This window comes from Pseudomonas sp. D47, assembly GCF_045447305.1.
Classification (GTDB): domain Bacteria; phylum Pseudomonadota; class Gammaproteobacteria; order Pseudomonadales; family Pseudomonadaceae; genus Aquipseudomonas.
In genome coordinates this window covers 39292-58096 of record NZ_JBJGXU010000003.1, presented here as the reverse complement: position 1 = coordinate 58096, position 18805 = coordinate 39292, and the positions used below count along the sequence as shown (strand labels likewise).

Here is an 18805-nt window from a genome sequence, read left to right as displayed (position 1 = left end):
TTGAATCTGCGCCTTCACCGGCAAACACCCAGGTAAAAGGAACAGCGCCTCATGACCGACGCCACCCAAGCGCCTTTGCGCCCGCTGGCCGATACCTCCCCGTCGGCCGTCGTCGCCGGCTTCATCGCCATGATGACCGGCTACACCAGCTCCCTGGTCCTGATGTTCCAGGCCGGGCAAGCCGCCGGCTTGACCACTGCGCAAATTTCTTCGTGGATCTGGGCCCTCTCCATCGGCATGGCGGTGTGCAGCATCGGCCTGTCCCTGCGCTATCGCACGCCGATCACCGTCGCCTGGTCTACGCCTGGCGCGGCGCTGCTGATCACCAGCCTGGGCGGCGTGAGTTACGGCGAGGCGATTGGCGCCTACATCACCTGCGCGGTGCTGGTGACACTCTGCGGGCTGACCGGCAGCTTCGAAAAAATGGTCAAGCGCATTCCGTCGTCGCTGGCGGCGGCGTTGCTGGCGGGGATTCTGTTCAAGATCGGCAGTGAGATATTCGTCGCCGCGCAACATCGCACCGGGCTGGTCCTGGGGATGTTTCTCACCTACCTGATCATCAAGCGCCTGTCGCCGCGTTATGCGGTACTGGCCGCGCTGGTGATCGGCACGCTGCTATCGGGCCTGATGGGGCTGCTGGATTTCAGCGGCTTTCACCTCGAAGTAGCAACGCCGGTGTGGACCACCCCGCACTTCTCGCTGGCGGCGACCATCAGTATCGGCATCCCGTTGTTCGTGGTCGCGATGACCTCACAGAACATGCCCGGCGTCGCCGTGTTGCGCGCCGACGGCTACAACGTGCCCGCCTCGCCGCTGATCACCGCCACCGGCCTGGCCTCGCTGGTGCTCGCGCCGTTCGGCTCCCACGGCATCAACCTGGCAGCGATCAGCGCCGCCATCTGCACCGGGCCGCATGCCCACGAAGACCGCAACAAACGCTATACGGCGGCTGTATGGTGCGGGGTGTTCTACGGGATTGCGGGCGTATTTGGCGCGACGTTGGCGGCGTTGTTCGCAGCACTGCCAAAGGAGCTGGTGCTGTCGATTGCGGCCTTGGCGTTGTTTGGCTCGATCATCAATGGCTTGAGCATCGCCATGAATGAGCCGAAGGAACGGGAAGCGGCGCTGATCACCTTTATGGTCACCGCGTCAGGCTTGACGCTGTTTTCCATCGGTTCGGCGTTCTGGGGGATTGTGGCGGGGGTGTTGACGCTGTTGATTCTGAACTGGCGCAAGGCATAAAAAAACGGCGACCCTCAGGTCGCCGTTTTTTTCAGTATCACTTAGCCGCGTTGATCGGCTTTTCCGGATACCACACGTCCAGCAACGGGCTGACTTCAGCCTTGGTCAGCTCGGAACGGGTTTTCAGCCAAGCTTCGACAGCAGCACGCTGCTCTTCGGAAACCGAGCCACGCTTCTGCAGGCAAACCAGACCGAAGTCATCGCCGCCGACATAGCCCAGACCGTTGGCTTCCATGGCTTCTTTGATGAATGCTTCGAGGAAAGCGTCGATAGCTTCTTCACTCAGGCCTTCGTTGAAGTCCAGGTTCAGTTCGAAACCCAGCTCTTGAAATTCATCAACGCACAGTTTTTTGCGCAGACGCTGGGAACGGTTAGTCGCCATTGGAACAATCCTCATAAGTAATAACGGGCGGCACTTTAGCAGTTTAAGGCAAGGTTTGCCCGACTCTCTGGGACAGGCGGCTATCTGTCTGCAAAAAAACGCGTAATACCCGCTATCGTTCAGCTACAACTGGAACCACCTTGGGGCATAATGCCGACACTTTCGTGACCAATGAGGGATTTTCTTCCATACCCCTCGCCTTTTTCACCCTCCTCAGCAGTAGGGTTTTATTCTTTATGATCAAATCTTTTCGCTCAGCACTACTGGCCGGCTTTTTTCTACCACTGGCCCTTTCCGTCTCTGCCGCCCCGATCAACAACACCCTGCCACCCAACGTTGCGCAGGCTCTTCAGAAAGCCAAGCTGCAAAACACCGCACTGTCTCTGGTGATGCTGCCCCTCACCGGCCCCGGCACGCCAACCGTGTTCAACGCCGACGTGTCGGTGAACCCGGCCTCCACGATGAAGCTGGTCACCACCTACGCGGCCCTGGAAATGCTCGGCCCCAACCACCAGTGGAAAACCGAGTTCTACACCGACGGCACCCTCAACGGTGGCGTGTTGCGAGGCAACCTGTACCTCAAGGGCGGCGGCGACCCCAAGCTGAACATGGAAAAACTCTGGCTGCTGATGCGCGACCTGCGCGCCAATGGCGTGCAGCAAGTCACCGGCGACCTGGTGCTGGACCGCAGCTTCTTCAACCAGCCGCAATTGCCCGAATTCAATGACGACGGCAACGACGAGAACAAACCGTTCCTGGTCAAGCCCGACGCCCTGCTGGTCAACCTCAAGGCGCTGCGCTTCGTGACCCGCAATGACTCTGGCCGGGTGATTGTGTCGGTCGAACCGCCGATTGCGAGCATCCGCATCGACAACCAAGTCAAAGTCTCCAACGCCAAGCAGTGCACCGGCGACGTGCGCTACAGCCCGGTTACCGCCGCCGATGGCAGCGTCACCGTGACAGTCAGCGGCCAGTTGGGCGATGGCTGCAGTTCGCAGACGTACCTGTCACTGCTCGATCACGCCACCTACACCGCCGGCGCCGTGCGTGCGATCTGGAAGGAATTGGGCGGCACTATCCAAGGCCGTGATATCCAGGCGCCAGTGCCCAAGGACGCCAAAGTGCTGGCTCGGGCGTTTTCCCCGGACCTGGCGGAAATCATCCGCGACATCAACAAATACAGTAACAACACCATGGCCCAGCAGCTGTTCCTGAGCCTGGGCGCGCAGTTCCGTAACGATGCCGATGGCGACGATGCCAAGGCGGCGCAACGCGTGGTACGTCAGTGGCTGGCGAAGAAAGGCATCACCGCGCCGCACCTGGTGATGGAGAATGGCTCCGGCCTGTCGCGCGCCGAACGGGTCAGTGCCCGCGAGATGGCGGCCATGCTGCAAGCCGCCTGGAAAGGCCCGTACGCCGCCGAATACATCAGCTCGCTGCCGATTGCCGGCACCGACGGCACCATGCGTAAACGCCTGAAGACCACCGCCATGCGCGGCGAAGCCCACGTCAAAACCGGCACCCTGAACACCGTGCGCGCCATCGCCGGGTTCAGCCGCGACAACAACGGCAATACCTGGGTGGTGGTGGCGATCCTCAACGATTCGAAACCGTGGGGTGCGTCGTCGGTGCTGGATCAGGTGCTGCTGGACGTGTATCGCCAGCCGAAGCTGACGGCGGCGGCACCGGTGCTTTAAAAGGCAACACAGATCAAAGGTGGGAGCTGGCTTGCCTGCGATAGCGGTGTATCAGTATCAGATGCGTTGACTGACACGCTGCAATCGCAGGCAAGCCAGCTCCCACATGAATGCGCACCGTCTGAAAAACGCTGTCAATCAAGCCCTAAGTCGCTCCGCTTCCACCCGATCCCTGCCCGCCTGCTTGGCCACATACACCGCCGAGTCCGCGCGCAACAGCAGCCCATCAATGCCTTCATCGACCCGCCAACTGGCCACACCGAAGCTGGCGGTCACGGTGCCGACCGCGTCCATCGGTGCACTGCGCAGCGATTGCCACAACTCCACCGCCAGGCTGTATGCCTGGTCACCATCGGTGTGCGGGCATAGCACCACGAACTCTTCGCCACCCAGGCGACAAAACACATCGGTGCGCCGCAAACGCTGACTGATGCGATTGCACACCTCCTGCAACACCCCATCGCCCACGGCGTGCCCGTACTGGTCGTTGATACGCTTGAAGTGGTCGATATCGAACATGATCAACGACAGCATCCCAGAAGTGCGGTTGAGCCTGAGTATCTCGGCCTTGAGGCGATCCTGGAAATAACGCCGGTTATGGATGCTCGTCAGCGAGTCGGTGATCGACAGCGCGCGCAGCTCTTCCTCCACCCGTTTGAGATCAGAAATATCCGATACGTAGCCATACCACAGCGTACCGCCCCCCGGTAATTCTTCCGGCGTGGCTTCGCCGCGAATCCAGCGCAGGCCGCGTTGCGGCAACAACACGCGGTACTCTTCGCGCCAGTGGCTCAACTGCAACGCCGACAAGCGAATGGACAAGCGAACCCGCTCCACATCCTGCGGATGGATGCGCTCGAAGACCTTGCTTGCGTCCTGCTGCAACAGGCCGGTTTCAATTTCATAGATATCGCGCATGCCATCGCTGGCATAGATGAAGCGCCCGTTGCCCTTGGGTTCGAGGGTGAACTGGAAGATCCCGCCGGGCACGTGGGCGCTGAGTTTTTTCAGCAGACGATCCCGCGCCGCCAGGGCCTCGTAGGCACGTTTCTGCTCGGTGACATCCAGGTAAATCGCCAAGTGCCCGACCCACAAACCATGGTCATCGAGCAACACGGTGCCGAGCATGTTCACCGTCAACCGGCTGCCATCTTCGCGCAACAGCGTCCACTCTCGGGCCTCGTGCAGGTTGTCTGGGCTCTCCACCAGCATCGCCTGGCTCGGCGGGATGCGCTTGCCCATGGTCACACTTAAAGTGGCGGAGCGCGCTTCGAGTTCAGCGCCCAAGTGCAGGCTCTCCAGGGTCATGCAACCCAGTACCTGCTCGGCCTTGTAGCCCAGCATCAGCTCGGCGCCGGCATTGAACGTATTGATCACACCGCGCAAATCGGTGGCAATGATCGCGACCTGGGTGGCCGCATTCAGCACGCTGCGCAATTGCCCATGGGCCCCGCGCAGCTCCTGCTCACGCAGGCGCAACTGCTCGGTGCGCTGCTCCACCAGTTTCAGCGCGCGCTGGCGTTGACTGACCAACACATACAGCAACGCGCTGAGCAGCAGGCTGAGCAACCCGCCCATGGTCAGGATAGTACTCATCGAGGAGTGGTTGGCCTGGTCGAAGACCCGGCTGGCTTGCACAGTCAGGGCATACACGTGGTCGCCGAGGGTGAGACGGCGCGCAGCAGTGAGATCGCTGGCGCCGACCGCATTGCTCGACGCATACAGCACGCGCTGCTGGGTGTCTGAGGTATCGACGATCTGCATCACCAAGTTGTCGCGGTTGGGGTTGGGCAAACCATCGGCCATCAGTTGGCGCATGCTGATCACCGCCATCACAAAGCCGCCGGGTTCAGCCGTGGGTAGCTTACTGACAGGCGCCACCAGCAAAACGCCGGCAGCATACGCCGGCTCCACGCCCACCAGTTGCATGGGCTGGGACACCGCAGGCTTGCCACTTTTTTGCGCGCGCTCAAGGGCCGAGCGCCGCAGCGGCTGAGCCAGCAGGTCAAAGCCCAGCGGCGAGCCCAGCAGGCTTTGGGTCTGGCTGTACAGCACAGGCACGTATTCATCGCGCTCGGGGGCCGGCGCCAACTCGCCTGACGCGTTCAATTCACGGATGGCGAAAGGGGCGCCGCGCTGGCGCGAGATCTCTTGTTCAAACGCACTACGTTGATCGCGCGATATCCGCGGCGCCCAGGCATATGCGCGGGCGCGCAGCAGCAAGGGTTGGGCAAACCCATCAAACTCTGCACGGGACACGTCACTGGAGTTGACGAAGAAACGCTGCAGGCTCGCCAGGCGTTGTTCCTGGTCTTCAAAGCGTTCCTGAAGACGGGTGTAGCGCTCGTTGACCAGCAACTGGAAGCGCTGGCGAACCTGTTGCTGGTGGAGGTTAGCAGTGGCCCAGGCGACGATGAGCGTCAGCGCGCCACCTGCCAGTAACACCACCAATGCCACCAGCCAAGCTGACGCCTGTTCACTGATAAAGCCAAGGATTTTCGGGCGTACGGCATGCATCGGCATAGGCAACACTCACAACGCCAGCGTGCGGGGCTGTCACTTTGGCTAGGCGTTAAGTTATAGCCATGAGGCCACGGTTTGACCAGCGTAAAAAAGCCGCAAGACTGGAATACACCAGGCCTGCGGCTTTTTTGTTTCAACTTGGTGCAGCGATCAGCGTGCGGTGATTTTCCAGGCCCGGTGGATCTTCGCGTTACGCGCGAAATCCGGGTCCAGGGTCTTGTCGCTGATTTCCTCGACCGCATAGCGTTCGCTGAGGTTGTCCTCAAGCACGAACTTGCGGAAGTTGTTCGAGAAGTACAACACGCCGCCCGGTGCCAGGCGGGCCATGGCCAGGTCGAGCAACTGCACGTGGTCGCGCTGCACGTCGAAGATACCTTCCATGCGCTTGGAGTTGGAGAAAGTCGGCGGGTCGATGAAGATCAGGTCGAACTCATCGCGGCTGGCTTCCAGCCACGCCATCACGTCACCCTGCTCCAGACGGTTCTTGTCAGAGAAACCATTGAGCGAGAAGTTACGACGCGCCCAGTCCAGGTAGGTCTTGGACAAATCGACGCTGGTGGTGCTGCGCGCGCCGCCTTTGGCTGCGTGCACACTGGCGGTGGCGGTGTAGCAATACAGATTGAGGAAACGCTTGCCGGCCGCTTCTTTCTGGATGCGCATGCGCATCGGGCGGTGGTCGAGGAACAGGCCGGTGTCCAAGTAGTCGGTGAGGTTGACCAGCAACTGCACGCCGCCTTCGCTCACTTCAGTAAACTTGCCCTGGGCGCTCTGGCGCTCGTATTGCTTGGTGCCGCTCTGGCGTTCGCGACGCTTGACCACCACGCGGCTCTTGTCGATGTTCAGCGCCTGGGGAATCGCGGCCAGGGCATCGAACATGCGTGCGGAGGCTTTTTCCGGGTCGATGGACTTCGGCGCGGCGTATTCCTGCACGTGCACCCAGTCGTGGTAGAGGTCGATGGCCATGGAGTACTCCGGCATGTCGGCATCGTACACACGGTAGCAATCCACGCCTTCACGCTTGGCCCACTTGCCCAGCAGCTTGAGGTTCTTCTGCAGGCGGTTGGCGAACATCTGCCCGCCTTCGCTCAAGCGTGCCTGTTCGACTACCGGGGCCGGGGCTGGCTTGATCGGGTTACCGTTCTTGTTGTACTGACGCTCTTGCGGCTCAACCGGGGCTTGGTCGTAAGCGGCTTGCTCACGTTCGGCCTGGCGCTGTTCCGGGGTGCGACGCTCGCCGGTGACGAACTGGTCCGGGTTGACCTTGATCAGCAGTAGTTTGCACGGCAAGGCGCCGTTCCAGAACGAATACTGTTTGTGGCTGCGGATGCCCATCCGCTTGCCCAGGTCCGGTGCGCCGGTGAACACGGCGGCTTCCCAACCCATGCACGCCTGGCGCAAACGCTCGCCGAGGTTCTGGTAGAGGTACAACAGGCTGGCTTCGTCACCCAAGCGCTCGCCGTAAGGTGGGTTGCAGATCACCAGGCCTTTCTGGTTCTGGTCCGGGCGCGGCTCGAAGGTGCCGACTTCGCCTTGGTACACCTTGATCCAGTGACTCAGGCCTGCGCGTTCGATGTTGTTACGGGCGGGCTGGATCAACCGCGGGTCGGCTTCGTAGCCACGGACCCACAATGGCGGCTTGTTCATGCCGATGGCGGCACGCTCGCTGGCCTCTGTGTGCAGCTTCTTCCACAGCGCCGGGACGTGGCCGAGCCAGGTGGTGAAGCCCCACAGTTCGCGGTTGAGGTTAGGCGCCATGTCGGCGGCAATCATCGCGCCTTCGACCAGGAAGGTGCCGACGCCGCACATCGGGTCAGTCAGCGCGCCGCCTTCGGCCGCAATGCGCGGCCAGCCGGCGCGGATCAGGATTGCCGCTGCCAGGTTTTCCTTCAACGGTGCCGCGCCCTGCTGCAGGCGGTAACCGCGCTGGTGCAGGCTGTGGCCGGACAGGTCGAGGGACAGAATCGCTTCGCCTCGGTCCAGGCGCAGGTGGATGCGCAGGTCCGGGTTGATCTTGTCGATGGACGGACGTTCGCCGGTCGGGGTGCGCAGCTTATCGACGATCGCATCCTTGACCTTCAGCGCGCCGAAGTGGGTGTTGTCGATGCCCGAGCCATGGCCACTGAATTCCACCGCCAGGCTGCCGTCCAAGACCATGTGGTCGGCCCATTCGATGTCCAGCACGCCGTAGTAGAGGTCTTCGGCGTCCTTCATCGGGAAGCGCTTGAGCACCAGCAACACGCGGTTGGCCAGGCGCGACCAGAGGCACAGCCGGTAGGCGGTTTCCATGTCGGCCATGCCGCGCACGGCCGAGGTGTGCTCGCGGGCGTCCTCAAGGCCAAGCCCGACGGCTTCCTCGATAAGCAGGCCTTCGAGGCCCTTGGGGCAGGTGAGGAAGAGTTCAAAACGGTCCGACATGGGGCATTCCAGGCTTTTCAGCAATAAATGAACGGGCGACGCATCGCCGGCTCGGTTTTCAATCAAGCACTTTTCTTGAAGAGTGCTCGCGTGGCACGAATGTGCCGTTCCACCCCGGCTGCCGGGCCCTTGGGCCAAAATTTCCGGGGCAGATAAATAATTGGTTGCAACAAAAAGAAATATTCCGACCCTTCGTCGAATAATAACCGACTGCAACGAGCGGGCATTCTCACTAAAGGATTAAACCCATCCTCTTTGCAGGGCACATCATAGCTGGGTTTGCCCAATAAAAGGGGCGAAAAGCCATCCCAGCTTATGGCTATAGCATCGTTATCGTTACGTGCTTATGACAAAACGATCATTGAATCCATGTGACCTATTGGTTAGAACTCAACACAGGTTGGCGCCGTAACGGCGCCGACACATAGGCTCGCCACGCCGGCAGCGAGCCCACCAACGGCAGAAAAACTCTGCCCGGCCTCGGACGAGGCCGAAGGATATCTACACAGTCAACAAGTGAGGGAAACACCCTATGAGAAGACTTAAGCGTGATCCGTTGGAAAGAGCATTTTTACGCGGATATCAGTATGGCGTTCATGGAAAGTCCCGTGAGCTTTGCCCATTTACTCTACCGTCGGTACGCCAAGCCTGGATCAATGGCTGGCGAGAAGGACGCGGCGACAATTGGGACGGTATGACCGGCACTGCGGGGATCCACAGACTCAACGAACTTCACGCCGTCGGCTAATACAGGGCACTTAATCCGACACACCACCTTGAAGATTATGTAACGACTTAACCACGCACGCCCCATCAGGGCGGCGGGCTTCGGCCCAAGGGCTCCTTTAGGGAGCCCTTTTTATTGGCTGATCAATCAGCGCAAGGCTGCAATCGCGTCCACCGATTCGCGAATCAACGCCGGGCCTTTGTAAATAAAGCCTGTGTACAACTGCACCAGGCTGGCGCCGGCTGCGATCTTCTCAGCCGCGTGCTTGCCTTCGGTGATGCCGCCCACGGCGATGATCGGCAAGCGCCCCGCCAACTCAGCCGCCAACACCTTGACGGTGTGGGTGCTCTTGTCGCGCACCGGGGCGCCCGACAGCCCGCCGGCTTCATCACCATGGGCGAGCCCTTCAACGCCGACTCGGCTCAAGGTCGTATTGGTGGCGATCACCGCGTCCATGCCCGAATCCACCAGGGCCTGGGCGACCAGCACGGTTTCTTCGTCGCTCATGTCCGGGGCGATCTTGATAGCCAGCGGCACACGCTTGCCATGGCGCACGGCCAGGTCTTCCTGGCGCTGGCGCAACGCTTCGAGCAACTGCTTGAGGGAGTCGCCAAACTGCAGGCTGCGCAGGCCCGGGGTGTTCGGCGAGCTGACATTGACGGTAACGTAGCTGGCGTGGGCGTAGACCTTGTCCAGGCAAATCAGGTAGTCATCAACGGCACGCTCTACCGGTGTATCGAAGTTCTTGCCGATATTGATGCCCAGAATGCCTTTGTATTTCGCGGCGTGAACCCGCGACAGCAGGTGATCGACGCCCAGGTTGTTGAAGCCCATGCGGTTGATGATCGCCTCGGCTTCCGGCAAGCGGAAGATCCGAGGTTTAGGGTTGCCGGGCTGCGGCCGTGGCGTCACGGTGCCAATTTCAACAAAACCGAAACCCAATTGCGCAAAGCCGTCGATGGCCGCGCCGTTCTTATCCAGGCCGGCAGCCAGCCCGACGGGGTTAGGAAAATCGAGCCCCATCACCGACACCGGCATCTTCGCCGGGGCCTTGCATACCAGCCCATTGAGCCCCAAGCGGCCACCGGCACCGATCAAGTCCAGGGACAGATCGTGAGAGGTTTCCGGGGAGAGTTTGAACAACAGCTGGCGGGCCAGGGTATACATGGGCGGGCTAGACTCGGAGGCGGCGAAAGGTGGCGCCGATTATAGCCGGGGTGGCGCGCCAGGTGCGAGGTGCGCCGTCCAATCGTCAATGCCGTTGTGCAACCAACGCCTCATACTGCGCCCAGATTTTTTCTGCATAACGCAGGCGCAGCGCCTCACGCTCAGGTGCCGACCCGGCGTTGTAAGAGCCTACGGCTGTCCAGTTGTAACCGAAGCGCTGGATAAACTCGGCAAGGATCGAGGCGCCCACTTCGACCGATAAACACGGCTCACTCAGCAGCCGCTCCTCGGTAATGCCCTGTTTGGCCAGACGCGGCAGGTGCATGCTGTTGATCTGCATCAGGCCGATATCTCGGGAGCCATCGCTGTTGCCATGGTTGATCGCCTGCGCACGAGCGCCCGACTCCACGACAGCGATGGCTTGTAACAGCTCCGGCTCGATGTCGTAGCGGCTGGCCACCTCATCCCAGCAACTGGCCCAGGCTTGATGGCTGCCCACCAGCACACTCAACAGTAACCCTTTGCCCAATCGCTTAATCATGGGCCACCTGGCCACACGCCGAACAGATGTACTGCGCGCGCGCCCGTTCAGACTGGTGCGGTTCGTGCTGCTCGACTTTCACGGCACACGTAAAGCGATAGCCTCTGCCATAGATCGTCTTGATAAAGTCCTTGTCCTTCCTAAGGTGCTTACGCAGCGCATAGATGCAGCGAGTGAGTGACTCCTCTGCGACATCCCCACGAGGCCAGCCCAACTCAAGCAAACGATCCTTGGTCATCAGTACGCCATCGGACGCCAACAGCAGCCGCAACACATGCCACTCCTTGGGCGGCAACTGAGTATCCACGCCTTCACCGGTCAACCGGCCATCGCCATACAAGGTCCATCCGGCAAAAACCCGCGAGGCCGTCGGCCCATCATTCACGAGGGTCATACACACCTCTGCATCCGACTACTGACATTGAATTCCCTGTTTCCAGAAAAGGCCGATACGGCAACCTCACGACTATAAAAACCAGAGCCGCAAACGGCGGTAGGAAAAGGCCGATGTAATCGAGGCTTTCGGCACGCACCGCGTAGGATTTTTCATCACCAGAAACAACAAGGGCTCAGGAAATCGTTCAGAAGCGAGCTCAAAAGGGCTAGTTCACTCAGGCTCCTCACGGTTTTCACGCACAAACGCACGTTGCACACGCTCGTACTGGCTCTGCGTCAATGGCGGCGGCCCGACGGCGCCGGCGAGCATCTTCAATTCGCTCCCAATCGCCCGTGCCTGGATCACAAACAGCCGCACCTCAGCGCGTCGACTGCCGCTGGTCACCTCGTCCCCTCGTCGAAAACCACCCAGCCAAAGACGCCTGCCCGGAGGCACACGTACCACCGTGCTGATTCCCACTCGCCCCACCGCCCCTGCTGAGCCGGGCTTGAGCTTGCGGTCCAACTGACGGTCATCCTTGATGGTCAGCTGCATTTCGATCTGATTCGCTTCGGCAAAACGCGGTAGCACACTGGCTTCGGTGCCATAACGTAAAGGCTGCCATTCAGCGCTTTTTTCTCCAGGCCCAGGCAGGTAAAACGTATGGTTATCCTGGAAAACCGCCGGGACATTCTCTTGGGTAAGGGTCACGGGAAACGCCGTAACCCTGGCTTTGCGCCGGCGCTCCAGCACACCGAGCTGTGCCATCAAGCGGTTATCGTCCAACGGTTCCATAACGCGCGTTACCGAAGCACCGGTGTTGGCTTCCTGAGCCCAGGCCGCGCCCATCTTCTCGAATTCGCTACGGTCAACATCGACCTGCCATAACGACACCTCAATCGGGCGCTTCGGCTTGTCGAGCTCCGCCACCAGCTCCTCAATGACCTTCACCTGGTCAGGTTTTCCCTTGATCAACAGGCTGTTTGAGTCTGGGTAAGCCATCACCACCAAGCTTTTGTCGGCCAGCAGGCTTGGCGGGCGTTGTTTGTCATTTTTCTGCTCACTGGCTAACACGGTTTCGATCATCGAGGCCATGCCCGGTACATTGACCTTGTCTCCGCCCATGGCGTACTGACGATCTGCCACATGGGTGTTGAATACCTGCACCACGCCGAAGGTTTGTTTGCCGACGCGCATCTGCGCGCGCTGCTTGTCCATCAGTTGAGCCAGGTGCAGTACTTGGTCCACATAGTTCGGTGGCCCGGACACATAGAACGTCCGCGCCCCGCTCTCCCTGAGCGGGTAGCGTGATTCATCAAGGCCCGAACGGCGCATGAACCCACGCAACCTGTCGACCGAGATATGCCGCAGCGCCACCGCCGTGCTTTTTGCCTCGCCGGCGCCATAGAGGTAAAGCACCTGCCCGTCGCTGTACCAAATCAGGCCTTGCTGCTCGGCGACCGCCTCCAGGGTCTGCTGCGCCGCCCCCAGGTCGAATGACCCGGAGAGGGTTCTACGCGCCACCTCGCGACTGACCACGATGGGTACGCCCAAAGGCACCGACAGCGCAGTGAAAAAGGTGTGCAAGCTCTCATCCCGCGCCTGGTAGTTCTCCCCCAACGCGGGCGTGATTGCCAACAACAGTGCCAAACACAGCAACCAGCGATGCAACCCGTGGTAGCTGATCATGGCTGTAGAATCGATAGACACCGTGGGTGTTCCTGACAGTCTGGCGCAAAGAGGCGGCCATACTGGGAGGCAGCCGAGTTTCAATCTTGATGGAAAGTTGACGGCAGCCCGCGCCAGCCTGCCCGTGGCATGTGCTTTGCTACGGACTCAGTATCAAAGCCTGCACCAACCTCGAAGCAGGCCTACAGACAAAGGCGTCGTACCCTGCAATGGCCTGCATCGCTATCCCAGCGCAGCCCATCAACGGTAACGACGCTTTTTTTTGAGAAACGGTAGGTGTTGATGAACGATTCGGTCGGCAACAGCCCGGTGAATAATCCGCTGGCCTGGGTAAACGGCAGTGACGCCCCGGAAAAGAGCAGCCTCGACCTGGGTTTCATGGCGCTGACCGACTGCGCCTCACTGGTGGTCGCCGCCACCCAAGGCTTCGCGCAACCCTACGGGCTGACACTGAACCTCAAGCGCCAATCCTCCTGGGCCAACCTGCGCGACAAACTGGTCAGCGGTGAGCTGGACGCCGCCCACAGCCTGTATGGCTTGGTTTATGCCGTGCACCTGGGCATCGGCGGCGTTGCGCCGACCGACATGGCCGTGCTGATGGGGCTCAACCAGAACGGCCAGAGCATCACCTGTCCCACGGCCTGCAACAGCAAGGCGTGACCACTCCTGAGGCATTGGACCGCCACGTGCACCAAAGCCGAACAAAACTGACGTTCGCCCAGACATTTCCCACAGGCACCCACGCCATGTGGCTGTATTACTGGCTGGCGAGCCAAGGCATTCACCCCTTACAGGACGTCGACAGCGTGGTGGTGCCGCCACCGCAGATGGTCGCGCACCTGTAAGCCGGGCGCATCGACGGGTTTTGTGTCGGCGAGCCTTGGTGTGCCAGCGCGGTCAAGCAAAACCAAGGGTTCACGCTGGCGACCACCCAGGCGATCTGGCCGAACCATCCGGAAAAGGTTCTAGGCTGCACCCAGGCCTTCGTCGATCAATACCCAAACACCGCGCGCGTGTTGGTAATGGCGATTCTCGAAGCCAGCCGTTTTATCGAAGAAAGCCAGGAGAACCGGCGCTCCACCGCGCAATTACTCAGCGCCCGCGACTACCTCGATGCGCCGCTCGACTGCATCGAGCCACGCCTGTTGGGCGCCTATGACGACGGCCTCGGCAACCAGTGGCAAGACCCGCACGCGCTGAGGTTTTTCGGTGATGGCGAGGTGAACCTGCCTTACCTCTGCGACGGCATGTGGTTCATGACCCAGTTTCGACGTTGGGGCTTGCTGCGCGAAGACCCGGACTACCTGGGCGTCGCGCGTCAGGTGCAGCAACTGGACCTGAATCGCCAAGCCGCCGCCGCCGTCGGGGTTGCAGCAAACGCCCAGGACATGCGCAGCAGCCAGTTGATCGACGGCGAAATTTGGGACGGCTCCAACCCTGCCGCCTACGCCCGCAGCTTCCGCCTGCACGCCTTGGCGGACCACGCCAGCCGCCAGGCGCTGCGCTGACAGGAAGAATGATATGTTGCGAATCCTGTTGATCAACGATACCCCGCGCAAAGTCGGGCGCCTCAAAGCCGCGCTGACCGAGGCCGGGTTCGAGGTCATCGATGAGTCCGGCCTGACCATCGACCTGCCCGCGCACGTCGAAACGGTGCATCCGGACGTGATCCTGATCGATACCGAGTCACCCGGGCGCGACGTCATGGAGCAAGTGGTGCTGGTCAGCCGCGATCAACCACGGCCGATCGTGATGTTTACCGACGAGCACGACCCGAACGTAAAGCGCCGGGCGATCAAGTCCGGCGTCAGTGCCTACATCCTCGAAGGCATCCAGGCCCAGCGTCTGCAGCCGATCCTGGACGTGGCCATGGCCCGCTTTGAAAGCGACCAGGCTCTGCGCGCCCAGCTCCAGGCCCGTGATCAGCAACTCGCCGAGCGCAAACGCATCGAGCTGGCCAAAGGCATGCTGATGAAAATGAAGCACTGCAATGAAGAAGAAACCTACACGCTGATGCGCCGCTAGGCCATGAGCCGCCAACAGAAACTGATCCAGGTGGCGGAGCAGATTATCGCCATGAGTGAGTTGCTAGGCTGATCTGGCGCAGCACAAAGGATCATTCCCACGCTCCCGCGTGGGAATGCCACCAAGGATGCTCAGCGTCCCGCCATCCGCCGTACGTTTTGCATAGGTGACGCAGAGCGTCACCGGATACGTTCCCACGTAGAGCGTGGGAATGATCAGTGCGTTTTGGCGCAACTCTTGCTAAGCATTCACCACAGGTAACCAACGGCGGTTGCCCCTTCTACGACAAAGACGTCGCCCATCCGGTTGGCCCCCCAAACCCGGTGGCGGCGTTTTTTCGTTTTGGCCCCAGCGCATGGGGCCGGTGGGGCGGCCTGAACCGGCTGTTCCATCAGCCGGCCTTCTTACAAGACTCCCAACCGTTGAGGTGCGTGATGAAATCAAGCTTCTGGGAATCCGGGCACACCCCGACCCTGTTTGCCGCGTTCCTGTATTTCGACCTGAGCTTCATGGTCTGGTACCTGTTGGGCCCACTGGCGGTGCAGATTGCCGCCGACCTGCACTTGACCACTCAGCAGCGCGGCCTGGTGGTGGCGAAGAGGCCATGTGGCTGCGCGAACGCGGTGTGACGGTGGAGTGGGTCAACGGGATTACGGCGGGCCTGGCGGGGGCCACAAATTGCGACATTCCACTGACGTTGCGCGGTATCAGCCGAGGCGTAACGCTGGTCACGGCACATACCCAAGACGACAGCAGCCTGAACTGGCGTGCACTGGCCGAGGGCGGAACGAAGGTGGTGGTGTATATGGGCGTGGCGAAGCTTGAGGAGATTCGTCAGCAACTGCTCGATGGCGCAATGGCAGCGGATATGCCGGTGGCGATGATCGAAAATGCATCGCTGCCCCAGCAGCGCGAATGCCGCAGCACACTGGCACACATGCATACGGATGCGCAGGCGTTTGCCTTGAAGAGCCCGGCTATCCTGGTGATCGGCCGTGTGGCCGCCACTGATCAGGCGGCCCGGGTTGCGGTGTCAGCCAGCGCTTGAGACAAATTGCAGACGAAAAAAAGCCCGGCCTAAGCCGGGCTTTTTTCTACCACTCAGTAATTACTGAGCTTGAGCTTCAACCGACGCTTCTACGCGACGGTTAACAGCGCGGCCAGCTTCAGTTGCGTTATCAGCAACTGGGCGGGATTCGCCGTAACCTACCGCAGTAACACGGCTAGGAGCTACGCCGTCTTTAACCAGGACTTGCTTAACAGCGTCAGCACGACGCTGGGACAGCTTCTGGTTGTAGGCGTCTGGACCGATGGAGTCAGTGTGACCAGTAACTTCTACGTTGGTAGTTGGGTACTGAGCCATGAAGTCGGCCAGGTTTTTCACGTCGCCGTAGCTGTTAGGCTTAACAACCGACTTGTCGAAGTCGAACTTAACGTCCAGCTCAACACGAACAACCTGAGCAACCGGAGCTTCTGGCTCTGGAACTGGCTCTGGAGCTGGTGCTGGGGTAGGAGCTGGAGCAACTGCGCCAGCGTTACCGCCGAAGTTTACGCCCAGGCCGACCAGTGCGGAGTAATCCCACTTGCCGTTGTCCAGGTTGTAGTCAGACTCAACGCCAGCACGTGCGAACAGGTTGTTGGTGAAGTAGTACTTCACACCAGCGCCAGCGATAGCCAGGGTCGACTGATCGCGACCGCTGTGGCCGTCGACCTTAACGTTGGTACGGCTCTGGTGACCGAAACCACCTTCTACGTATGGACGCAGGGAGTCAACACCGGCCTGACCGAAGTGGTACTGAGCAGTCACGCTGCCAGTGTCACCTTTGATCTTCTGGTTACCAGTACCGTCGTTCGAACGGGTGTGGTTGGTGGTGTCGTAGTTCAGGTTAACCGACACGTCGTCGGTAATGAAGTAACCGATGCTGGCGCCAGGGTTGTAGCCGTCTTCGATGTGCTTGACGCTATCGTTGAACTGCTTTTTGTAGAACAGCTGGCCTTCAACTGCGCCTTGGCCTTGTGCCAGTGCGCCGAAAGAAGTAGCGGCAATAAGAGTACCAATGGCCAAGCCCAAGGTGTTTTTCAGTTTCATCCGTTAAATCCCCATCTGGTGATTGTAAAGCAGTCCCACAAACCGGGGGACAACTCGGCGACAAGTCTAACAGAACTTGCCTACACGTAAGAGATATTTGCCACGCACTAAGTTTCAGTCTCGCCCGCAAATTTCTCACGTAATTTATCAAGAGCACGTTTGTAACGCATTTTTGTAGCACTCAAACCCATGTGCATGATGTCAGCAATTTCCTGAAACTCCAGCTCTGCGACGAATCGTAGCACTAGAATTTCACGGTCAATCGGATTCACATGCACCAACCAGCGATCAAGTCCGCCCTTTTCCTCGGGTGTCGGCGCCTTTTCTTCAGACGCTTCCTCAAGGGGGTCCAGACTCAAAGCGTCCATCAAGCGACGCTTTCGCCGTTCCTTACGATACTGCGTGATGCACTCGTTGTACGTGATGCTATAGAGCCATGTTTTGAACTTCGATTTGCCCTCGAAGTTCTTCAGGCCGTACAGCACCTTGAGCATCACTTCCTGACAGACATCATCCGCATCTCTATCGTTCCCTAAATACCTTGAACAAACGTTGAACAGAGTGCGTTGATATCTGCGCATCAATTCTTCGTACGCGCGTGTTACGTGAAACAGCTCCGTGTGCGCGCGCGCGACCAACTCCTCATCAGAGAGCTCACGGGGGTCATAGCGCGTGGACAGCGTTTGGGCTTTATTCAAAACAAGTCGTGCCGACAGTCAGGTCAATGTCCGCTACAGCCCGGTCACCCGGGTTTGCGGCGGCGTACATTAGCAGGATTTTCCGGGTTAGCGGCTACTGACCTGCTGCTCGAGGAGAATCCGATTGGACAGTGACACCAGGTCACCGTCATCGGTCAGCACCGTTGTCTTCACGGTACCGATCTCTTCGATTTGCCCTTCGACCTCGCCCACACGCACCTGTTGCCCAACCTGATACAGCTCACGCACATAGATTCCCGCAAGAATCTGACCGGCAATTTCCCGGCTTCCCAACCCCATGGCCAACGCAACGGCCAGACCAACGGTAATCAAAACAATCACAATCACGTGGTTGAGCAGGTCAGTTTTGACCTCCAACTGGCTGATCGCGACGGAAATACTGATGATGATCACCAGCCCCTGGGCGATTCGCCCCAGGCCCGCAGCATAGTCCAGACCCACGCCTTCAGCCGCCCCGCGCACCAGCCCATTGGCTAATTGCGCCAGTAAAACGCCTACCAGCAACACCAGCGCGCCGCCGAACACTTTCGGCAAATACAGTGCCAGCATATCGAGCGTAGCTGAAACTCGCTCAAGTCCAAGGGACTGAGCCGCAGAAACCAGAAAAATAAGTAGAACGAACCAGTAGACGATCTTCCCGATCAGGGTCGAGATCGGCACTTGCAACCCGGCACGGCCCAACAACTTGGTCAGGCCGGTGCCTGCCATCAAGCGGTCCAGACCGAGTTTGGCGAGTAATTTGGACAGCAGGGTGTCGAGCAACTTGGCCACGACAAAGCCCAGCAATACCAAGACTAGAGCACCAAACAGGTTTGGAATGAAATTCGCCACCTTGGTCCACAATGCGGTCATCGCAGTGACCAGGCTCTGGGTCCAGAGATCAAGTTCCATATTCAATCAGCCTTATCAGCAGTGCGAGCAAGAGGTTTACGACGGGAAACCGGCGAAACGTGGGCCGAACCATTGTTCAGGGCCATCATCAACGCCGGCAACCAACGACCGAGCAGACCGAACAGGTCTCCCGCCCCTACCTGACGGTTGGCGGTTTTCAACACGCGGCCCAGGCAGGCATCGTCGTCCCGGTTGGACGGCGAAGCATTCAGCATGTCACGCAAAGACTGTTCGAACGGATCGTGCATAAAGACCTCTCGCAAGTGATTTAAAAGACGAGGGTTAAATTCTTGGGGTCACATGGGCCCCTTGGTACGTTCAG

General features: G+C 59.8%; 14 protein-coding genes and 4 pseudogenes. 7 read left to right on the top strand and 11 right to left on the bottom strand.

What is annotated here, in order from left to right; genetic code table 11:
* The first annotated feature begins 51 nt into the window (after positions 1–51).
* On the top strand, positions 52–1242 hold the full coding sequence (locus ACI77I_RS04135; RefSeq protein WP_406997003.1) for a benzoate/H(+) symporter BenE family transporter: 1191 nt from the start codon (positions 52–54) through the stop codon (positions 1240–1242).
* Positions 1243–1279: 37 nt separating this feature from the next.
* Here ACI77I_RS04135 and ACI77I_RS04130 read toward each other — a convergent pair whose 3' ends face one another.
* Positions 1280–1624 carry a YggL family protein gene (locus ACI77I_RS04130; protein ID WP_016979277.1) on the bottom strand — a complete coding sequence of 115 codons (345 nt, stop codon included), beginning with the start codon at positions 1622–1624 and terminating at the stop codon, positions 1280–1282.
* 236 nt (positions 1625–1860) lie between these two features.
* Between ACI77I_RS04130 and dacB the strand changes: the two genes are divergently transcribed.
* Positions 1861–3321 (top strand): D-alanyl-D-alanine carboxypeptidase/D-alanyl-D-alanine-endopeptidase, encoded by a 1461-nt coding sequence (gene dacB, locus ACI77I_RS04125; RefSeq protein ID WP_094949574.1) that lies wholly within the window; start codon positions 1861–1863, stop codon positions 3319–3321.
* A 138-nt stretch (positions 3322–3459) separates the two neighbouring features.
* Here the strand turns inward: dacB and ACI77I_RS04120 are convergent, their stop codons facing one another.
* Positions 3460–5844: a diguanylate cyclase gene (locus ACI77I_RS04120; protein WP_094949573.1), complete on the bottom strand. Its 2385-nt coding sequence runs from the start codon at positions 5842–5844 to the stop codon at positions 3460–3462.
* Between the two features lie 150 nt (positions 5845–5994).
* Positions 5995–8259 (bottom strand): bifunctional 23S rRNA (guanine(2069)-N(7))-methyltransferase RlmK/23S rRNA (guanine(2445)-N(2))-methyltransferase RlmL, encoded by a 2265-nt coding sequence (gene rlmKL / locus ACI77I_RS04115; RefSeq protein WP_406997002.1) that lies wholly within the window; start codon positions 8257–8259, stop codon positions 5995–5997.
* A gap of 532 nt (positions 8260–8791) precedes the next feature.
* Here rlmKL and rmf point away from each other — a divergent pair.
* Positions 8792–9007, top strand: coding sequence for a ribosome modulation factor (rmf, locus tag ACI77I_RS04110; RefSeq protein ID WP_002553055.1), 216 nt, complete (start codon positions 8792–8794; stop codon positions 9005–9007).
* Between the two features lie 126 nt (positions 9008–9133).
* Here the strand turns inward: rmf and ACI77I_RS04105 are convergent, their stop codons facing one another.
* From ACI77I_RS04105 to sctC, 4 genes are all read right to left on the bottom strand, one after another.
* On the bottom strand, positions 9134–10153 hold the full coding sequence (locus ACI77I_RS04105; RefSeq protein ID WP_094949571.1) for a quinone-dependent dihydroorotate dehydrogenase: 1020 nt from the start codon (positions 10151–10153) through the stop codon (positions 9134–9136).
* Between the two features lie 85 nt (positions 10154–10238).
* Positions 10239–10694, bottom strand: coding sequence for a transglycosylase SLT domain-containing protein (locus tag ACI77I_RS04100; RefSeq protein ID WP_406997001.1), 456 nt, complete (start codon positions 10692–10694; stop codon positions 10239–10241).
* Positions 10687–11088 (bottom strand): winged helix-turn-helix domain-containing protein, encoded by a 402-nt coding sequence (locus ACI77I_RS04095; protein ID WP_094949569.1) that lies wholly within the window; start codon positions 11086–11088, stop codon positions 10687–10689. Before ACI77I_RS04095 ends, ACI77I_RS04100 begins: the two co-directional genes overlap by 8 nt.
* 213 nt (positions 11089–11301) lie before the next feature.
* On the bottom strand, positions 11302–12780 hold the full coding sequence (gene sctC, locus ACI77I_RS04090; RefSeq protein WP_406997000.1) for a type III secretion system outer membrane ring subunit SctC: 1479 nt from the start codon (positions 12778–12780) through the stop codon (positions 11302–11304).
* A gap of 261 nt (positions 12781–13041) precedes the next feature.
* Here sctC and ACI77I_RS04085 point away from each other — a divergent pair.
* From ACI77I_RS04085 to ACI77I_RS04070, 4 pseudogenes are all read left to right on the top strand, one after another.
* A pseudogene (locus ACI77I_RS04085) lies at positions 13042–14267 on the top strand (CmpA/NrtA family ABC transporter substrate-binding protein).
* 13 nt (positions 14268–14280) lie between these two features.
* Positions 14281–14856 (top strand): annotated as a pseudogene (locus ACI77I_RS04080) (ANTAR domain-containing response regulator).
* A 362-nt stretch (positions 14857–15218) separates the two neighbouring features.
* Positions 15219–15380 (top strand): annotated as a pseudogene (locus ACI77I_RS04075) (MFS transporter); the annotation flags it as partial.
* Positions 15374–15832: pseudogene (locus ACI77I_RS04070) on the top strand (SAM-dependent methyltransferase); the annotation flags it as partial. The pseudogenes ACI77I_RS04075 and ACI77I_RS04070, both read left to right, overlap by 7 nt.
* Before the next feature lie 60 nt (positions 15833–15892).
* On the opposite strand, the gene ACI77I_RS04065 reads toward ACI77I_RS04070, so the two are convergent.
* The 4 genes from ACI77I_RS04065 to ACI77I_RS04050 form a co-directional block, all read right to left on the bottom strand.
* Positions 15893–16873, bottom strand: a complete 981-nt coding sequence (locus tag ACI77I_RS04065) for an OmpA family protein (protein ID WP_242151873.1) — start codon at positions 16871–16873, stop codon at positions 15893–15895.
* 107 nt (positions 16874–16980) lie between these two features.
* On the bottom strand, positions 16981–17571 hold the full coding sequence (sigX, locus tag ACI77I_RS04060; RefSeq protein WP_083357325.1) for an RNA polymerase sigma factor SigX: 591 nt from the start codon (positions 17569–17571) through the stop codon (positions 16981–16983).
* Positions 17572–17658: 87 nt separating this feature from the next.
* On the bottom strand, positions 17659–18483 hold the full coding sequence (locus ACI77I_RS04055) for a mechanosensitive ion channel family protein (protein ID WP_003175519.1): 825 nt from the start codon (positions 18481–18483) through the stop codon (positions 17659–17661).
* A 2-nt stretch (positions 18484–18485) separates the two neighbouring features.
* Positions 18486–18731, bottom strand: a complete 246-nt coding sequence (locus tag ACI77I_RS04050; protein ID WP_005790375.1) for a hypothetical protein — start codon at positions 18729–18731, stop codon at positions 18486–18488.
* Between the last annotated feature and the right edge of the window lie 74 nt (positions 18732–18805).

What these genes read in the sequence shown, in the direction of transcription:
- ACI77I_RS04135 (WP_406997003.1), top strand. Translation starts at nt 52, where the DNA reads ATGACCGACGCCACCCAAGCGCCTTTGCGCCCGCTGGCCGATACCTCC.
- ACI77I_RS04130 (WP_016979277.1), bottom strand. Translation starts at nt 1,624, where the DNA reads ATGGCGACTAACCGTTCCCAGCGTCTGCGCAAAAAACTGTGCGTTGAT.
- dacB (WP_094949574.1), top strand. Translation starts at nt 1,861, where the DNA reads ATGATCAAATCTTTTCGCTCAGCACTACTGGCCGGCTTTTTTCTACCA.
- ACI77I_RS04120 (WP_094949573.1), bottom strand. Translation starts at nt 5,844, where the DNA reads ATGCCGATGCATGCCGTACGCCCGAAAATCCTTGGCTTTATCAGTGAA.
- rlmKL (WP_406997002.1), bottom strand. Translation starts at nt 8,259, where the DNA reads ATGTCGGACCGTTTTGAACTCTTCCTCACCTGCCCCAAGGGCCTCGAA.
- rmf (WP_002553055.1), top strand. Translation starts at nt 8,792, where the DNA reads ATGAGAAGACTTAAGCGTGATCCGTTGGAAAGAGCATTTTTACGCGGA.
- ACI77I_RS04105 (WP_094949571.1), bottom strand. Translation starts at nt 10,153, where the DNA reads ATGTATACCCTGGCCCGCCAGCTGTTGTTCAAACTCTCCCCGGAAACC.
- ACI77I_RS04100 (WP_406997001.1), bottom strand. Translation starts at nt 10,694, where the DNA reads ATGATTAAGCGATTGGGCAAAGGGTTACTGTTGAGTGTGCTGGTGGGC.
- ACI77I_RS04095 (WP_094949569.1), bottom strand. Translation starts at nt 11,088, where the DNA reads ATGACCCTCGTGAATGATGGGCCGACGGCCTCGCGGGTTTTTGCCGGA.
- ACI77I_RS04065 (WP_242151873.1), bottom strand. Translation starts at nt 16,873, where the DNA reads ATGAAACTGAAAAACACCTTGGGCTTGGCCATTGGTACTCTTATTGCC.
- ACI77I_RS04055 (WP_003175519.1), bottom strand. Translation starts at nt 18,483, where the DNA reads ATGGAACTTGATCTCTGGACCCAGAGCCTGGTCACTGCGATGACCGCA.
- ACI77I_RS04050 (WP_005790375.1), bottom strand. Translation starts at nt 18,731, where the DNA reads ATGCACGATCCGTTCGAACAGTCTTTGCGTGACATGCTGAATGCTTCG.